General features: G+C 69.1%; 3 protein-coding genes. All 3 read right to left on the bottom strand.

Going from position 1 to position 5,337, the window contains the following annotated elements; translation table 11 throughout:
* Positions 1-514: 514 nt before the first annotated feature.
* The 3 genes from VNF71_08415 to VNF71_08405 are packed head-to-tail and all read right to left on the bottom strand — an operon-like array spanning position 515 to position 5,143.
* A complete protein-coding gene (locus VNF71_08415; protein HVA74574.1) occupies positions 515-3,679 on the bottom strand; it encodes a hypothetical protein in 3,165 nt (1,054 codons plus the stop codon).
* Positions 3,676-4,005, bottom strand: coding sequence for a helix-turn-helix transcriptional regulator (locus tag VNF71_08410; protein ID HVA74573.1), 330 nt, complete (start codon positions 4,003-4,005; stop codon positions 3,676-3,678). Before VNF71_08410 ends, VNF71_08415 begins: the two co-directional genes overlap by 4 nt.
* 10 nt (positions 4,006-4,015) lie before the next feature.
* Positions 4,016-5,143: a tyrosine-type recombinase/integrase gene (locus VNF71_08405; protein ID HVA74572.1), complete on the bottom strand. Its 1,128-nt coding sequence runs from the start codon at positions 5,141-5,143 to the stop codon at positions 4,016-4,018.
* Between the last annotated feature and the right edge of the window lie 194 nt (positions 5,144-5,337).

The raw sequence follows: 5,337 nt of genomic DNA, 5'->3' as shown, positions 1-5,337 counted from the left end.
TCACCAGCGAGCTTGACCTTGGCGACGATGTCGCCGAAGACGGGTGAAACCCACTCAGCCTCGGCAACTGTCTCGTCGGCGGTCTTTGCCATGTGAATCATCGTAGTGCGGCATCGTCCCATTCGTACGGCGATGTGTTGAGACCTCAGCCATACCGGCCCGGGGGCCGGAGGCGTTCTCCCGTGATCCGCCCAGCGTGAGCAAGTGCCGTCCATGTGGGTGGGGAGCAGCTGGAACGCGGGGAGTACGAACCATGACCAAGGACACGAAAAGACGAGGAAGCTCGGCTCAGAAAGCATCAGCGGCCAGGGAACGCCAGGACGATCTGCTCGGAAAACTCGAGGTCGGCATCGCCGATCTCACCTCCTCGGAGTCGTGGCGGCGGTATCTCGACGTCCAGGCCAGATTCCACCACTACAGTATTGGGAGAAGTCCCATATCTGAAGTCTCCGAATGGGTGGGCGGTTGGCCTCTGTTGTGGGGTCGGGGCTCTCCAGCTTCAGTCCGGGCTTGCCTAACCACCCTGGGCTCGAGGTCCTTTGGTTGCTTGGTTGGCGGCGTAGGCGATCCAGTTGCTGCTGGTGAGGGTGGCCCATCGGCTGGCGGTGCTGGGGCTGATGCCGATGAGCTGGCCGAGAACGGCGGGTGGAATCTCGGTGACGAGTTGGGCTCGGGCGCTGTTGCGCATGTTGCGGGGTTCGATGCCGATGGCTCGCAGCCGTTGGCCCAATGCGACGGGGCCGACGTGCTTGCCGGCGTGACCGCCGGGGAACAGCCAGCCGCTGGCGATTTGGTCGGTGACGCCGTTGGTGCGCCGGGCTGGGAGCTTCCCGATGAGGGTGGCGAAGGGTTCGTGGATGGGCATGGGGTGCCCGTCGACGTTGACCGCCACGGTGCCGTCGGGGCCGGGGAGGATGTCGGTGGTGGTGAGTCGGGCGATCCGGGTGAGGGGCTGACCGTAGAGGACCACGAGGGCGGCAGCGACTCGGTCGTCGATGGCGAGAGTGTCGTCGGCGACCAGTTGGCGGGCGATGTCCCACCGCCCGGGGTCGTCGACGGTGGGGTGCGGTGCTTTGGCCGGCGTGGGGGGCAGTTGGATCTGGCGGGAGAGGTGATGGCGCTGGCGGGTCCAGACCAGGAACGGTCGGGCCAGCCAGCGGTTGGCGCCCGGGTGGGCGAACCAGCCATCGAGATCGGCTTGGGTGGCGGTCTGGAGGTTCCGGTCGTGGCCGGAGAGCTGGTCGAGGAGCTCGGCGACGGAGTGCAGGGCTCCTCGGGCGTTGTTGGCGCTGTACGCCATCGACTTCCCGCTGTCGGCTCGTTGGCGCAGGCGGGGCAGGACTTGCCATCGCAGCCAGGCCCGCACCACCTTGCGGTCGGCGGGATCAGCGATGCGGGTGTTGAGGTACTGGTCGAAGAACCGCTCGAGCTGCTCCAGCCTGCGGTCCTCGTCGGGCAGGGCGCCGCTGGCCACGAGCAGGGCCCGCAGACGGTGGATGCTGCGGTCGTCGCCGGTGTCGTCAAGGGTGTCGTGAGTGAGAGGAACCTCACCACCGGCGAGACGTTCGAGGAGTTGGCCGGCGGTGCTGGTTCGCAGCCATTTGCGGACGATGGCGGGATTGTCCGCCGCCGCGATAGCGGCCCGGACCGGGGCCAGTGTGGTGGGCATCCGGTTGAACGGCCCGAGGCGCTCGTCGAGGTCGGTCTCCAGGGCACAGCGTTGGCAGATCCAACCGTCAGGGTGGCGGGTCAGCCCTGTGGTCTGCTCGCAGCGGCCACAGTGACGCTCGGCCCGCAGCCGGCACTGGCGGCACCGGCCGTCATCGGTGAGCCCACCTCTCGGATCTCTGCCGCACTCCACACAGCACGGTCGAGGCGGGCCAATGCTGCACCAGCGGCACTTGCCTGCCGCGGGTCGGGCCCGGGGGTGACCGCAGTCGAGGCAACGGGTGGCGCACGGCTTGCAGCGCACTACGCCCCGGTGGATGAACAGCGGCTCGGCGGGTCCGTCGCATCCCGCACAGCTCGCCGCTGGGACATGTGCTCCGCTGGCGCGCAGCTCGGCCAACAACCGGGCCACGACGGGATGGCGATGGGCTGGGATGGCCAGGGTGGGCCCGGCGGTCAACTGCTCGACCAGCAGGACGCGGGCCGCCACATTGGGCGCGGTCTGGTCAATGGCCGCCACGATGCCAAGGTGTGCGAGAGACGGCTCTGCGCGGGTCACCGTGGCGGCGATCCGCTCCGCGAGCTCCTCGAGTTGGCTGGCCCGCTGGCGCTCGTGGTCGCAGGAGCGGCAGATCGCTGCCTCTGGTCGATCGCGCTGGCCGACCCGCCCGAGGTGTCCGCATACTGCGCAGAGACCGGTCCGGCTGCACGACGAGCACAGCCCGCCGTCGGCGGTGCGGATCGATCGGGGCCGTCGCTGCCCGCAGCTGTCGCAGACGGGCTCGATGGGGCGGATCACTTGTGCCCCGGCGGCGGCCAAAGCACGGGTGAAGCGGTTCACGACGGCCATAGTGGTGGTGGGACCGGCGGCGAACACGTCGGGATTGGCCACGATGTAGCCGGCGAGGCGGGGCAGCACCCGCCGGGATGGCACCGCATCGGCCAGCACTCCGCGCACCAGGCCATCAGCGAGGGATGGGTCGGCGGCGGTGACGGCGTCGACGATCACCTGTTCCGCCTCGGCGTCACTGCCTCGCCGGTGGCAGTTGTCGCGGCGGCGTTCGCAAGCCTGGCAGCGGACCACACCGCCATGGACGGTGAGCGGGTCGGCAGGCTGGTCACAGTCGGCGCAGATCGCCCCCGGGACAGCCGCCCCTTCTGCCCGCAGGGCGGCGAGCAACCGCGCGACAACCACGGCCCTGCGGGCCGAGACGTTCAGCGGGGGGCCGTCGTGCAGGCATTCGACGAGCCCGGCCCGGGCGGGCACCGTCGGGGCGACGCCCTCGATCACGGCGGTGACCTCCGCTCCGGTCAGGGACCCGACGGTGCCGGCCAACACCGTGGCGATCTGTTCGGTCAGGTCATCGAGGCGTTGCCGGCGGCGGAGCTGTCTCATGCAGGCGTCACAGACGGCTCGGCCGTCTCGGTCCCTGGCCGCGACACGCCGAGAGACGCCACAAGCCGAGCAGGTCTGCTTGTTGGCCCGGGCCCAACACGCCGAGCACAGCCCGCCGTCTTTGCTGCGGGTATGGCGTGGTCGCCGCCGCCCGCAATCGTCGCAGACCGGATGGATGGTGGTGATACCTTCGGCGCCCGCCGCGATCAGCGCCCGGGTGAAGCGGTCCAAGATCGGCAGCACACTGGTCGGGCCGACTTCGAACACGTCGGGGTGCTCGTCCAGATGCACGGCCAGTCGTCGCAGGGACCGGCAAGTGGCCACCGTGTCGGTGAGTACCTGACGCACCCGATCCTCGCCGAGTGTCGGGTCCGCCGCGGTGACCACCTCGACGATCAGCTGCCGTCGAACCTCGTCGGCGCGCTGGCCGAGGAGACGGTTTCGGCACCGTTCGCACCAGGGCTGCCCCTCGAGGTCGCGGCCGCCGACCCGGCGGAGCTCGCCACAGGCGGCACAGCGGGCGCTGTTGGCGATGGACTGGCAGTTGGAGCAGATCCGCTGCCGGCCACGAACGGCCACCGCCCGCCCGCAGCGCCCGCAGCGCCTGCCGGTCACGGTTTGGTGATCTCAGCTCTTCGGGGACGGCGCCCCTTCAACACGGACACCGACGCCTCGGTGCCGGCAGCGACGGCCCGATTCTTCGCGGGCGCGGCGACCGGTTCGATCAGGTCGTTGGGAGTGCAGCCCAAGATGTCGCACAGGGCCATCAGGGTGCGCAGGTTCAGTCGTTCGGGGTCCTGGGTGACCAGCCGGTACACCTGGGTGGCCGACAGCACCACTCCCCGCTCGGCCAGCAGCGGCACCAGATCGCTGGTGGCGAACATGCCCGCCTGGGCCATCAACAGCCGCAGGTTCCATCGATATCCCAGTTTCGCCTTCATCGTCTCCTCCTCACTGCGCTTCCTTGATCTCGGTCGAAGAGTGCCAGGCCGGGCGCAGCGCCCGGGTCAGGGCGTCCTGCATGTAGTCGCTGCCCACCTTGGTGTACGTGGCCAGCGTCGAAGCCCACACATGTCCTACTTGTTGCTGGACGAACAGCTGGTCGGCTCCGTCCTCCAGTTGGTGGCTGATGTGCGAGTGGCGGAGGCAGTGCGGCGACAGTGCGGGGTCCATGCCCAGCGCGTCGCGGTACTCGGCGAAGCGGGCGTCGATCGCCCCCGGGCTTATCCGCCCGCCCCGCTCGGTCGGCCACAGCATCCGGGCCGTGCCCACCCCATAGGCGGGGCGGATCTCGTCCACCCACTCTCCGGCCGCCGCGGCCGCCCAGCCCATCACTGTCAACACCGTCCGCTGCCGCGGCGGGCTGCCCGGCGACGCCTTGCCGTAGCGCACCCGCAGCACCCCGTAAGAACCGAACTGCGCGACCCTCGGGTTCGGCCCCCAGTCGGTGACGTCGAGCATCGCCGCCTCCCGCCGACGCAGCCCCCAGGCATAGATCGTCTTGAACAGCACCGCGTCTCTGAACGCGGCCAACCAGCCTTTGCGCCCCGAGCCCTCCAAGTCGGCCACCCGCTCATCGCAGTGATCGAAAAACCGCTGCAGCTCCTCACGCGAGAGAGGACGGCGCTCCGGGCGGCCCTCCCCGTCGGTCCGGTGCACCGCCATGTTCCACTCGTGGAACACCTGCACCGGGTGGGTCCCGAACCGGCCCTCGCAGATCTCCGCCCAGCCGTAGCGGGAGTCGCACACATACCCCAAGAACAACCCGACCGCCATCTGGTAGTGACGGATCGTCGAGTGCGCCAGGCCCCCGCCCACCAGCGAAGAGGTCCACTCCTCCACATCGGCTGGGGTCCAGCGCCACGGGTACTCGTTGGTGAAACCGACGAAGCGACGCACCGTGAATTCCCGGTTCTCCACCGTGGACGCCGCCAGCAGCCGAGAATGCTGCTGGGCCGTCCAGCCCGCCAGCATCGCCTTGAGCACCGCGTCCTCGGGCTGCAGGAACGACACCCCGTCCGCCAGTACCACGGTTGCGGAGCCTGGCAACTCGACCGGCGCGATCTGTCGCGAACCCATCCCACCCCCACCCTTCTCCAGCCGGACAGCGAACGCATACTTCTTACATCAGATGCATGGTCGGGTGGTGGATCCCAGGCCAGCGCCCTTTATCCGAAACGACAGGCGGGAGGTCACATGACCCCGAATCAGCCCAGTTCAGGCCACACCCAACCCTCCGAATCCTGCATCAGATGCAATATCGGAGGGTTCCC

The sequence above is a fragment of the Acidimicrobiales bacterium genome (genome assembly GCA_035533095.1).
GTDB lineage: Bacteria > Actinomycetota > Acidimicrobiia > Acidimicrobiales > Palsa-688 > DATLUM01.
The sequence above is the reverse complement of the archived record's forward strand: the minus strand, read 5'-3'. Positions and strand labels throughout refer to the sequence as shown.

What these genes read in the sequence shown, in the direction of transcription:
- VNF71_08405 (HVA74572.1), bottom strand. Translation starts at nt 5,143, where the DNA reads ATGGGTTCGCGACAGATCGCGCCGGTCGAGTTGCCAGGCTCCGCAACC.
- VNF71_08410 (HVA74573.1), bottom strand. Translation starts at nt 4,005, where the DNA reads ATGAAGGCGAAACTGGGATATCGATGGAACCTGCGGCTGTTGATGGCC.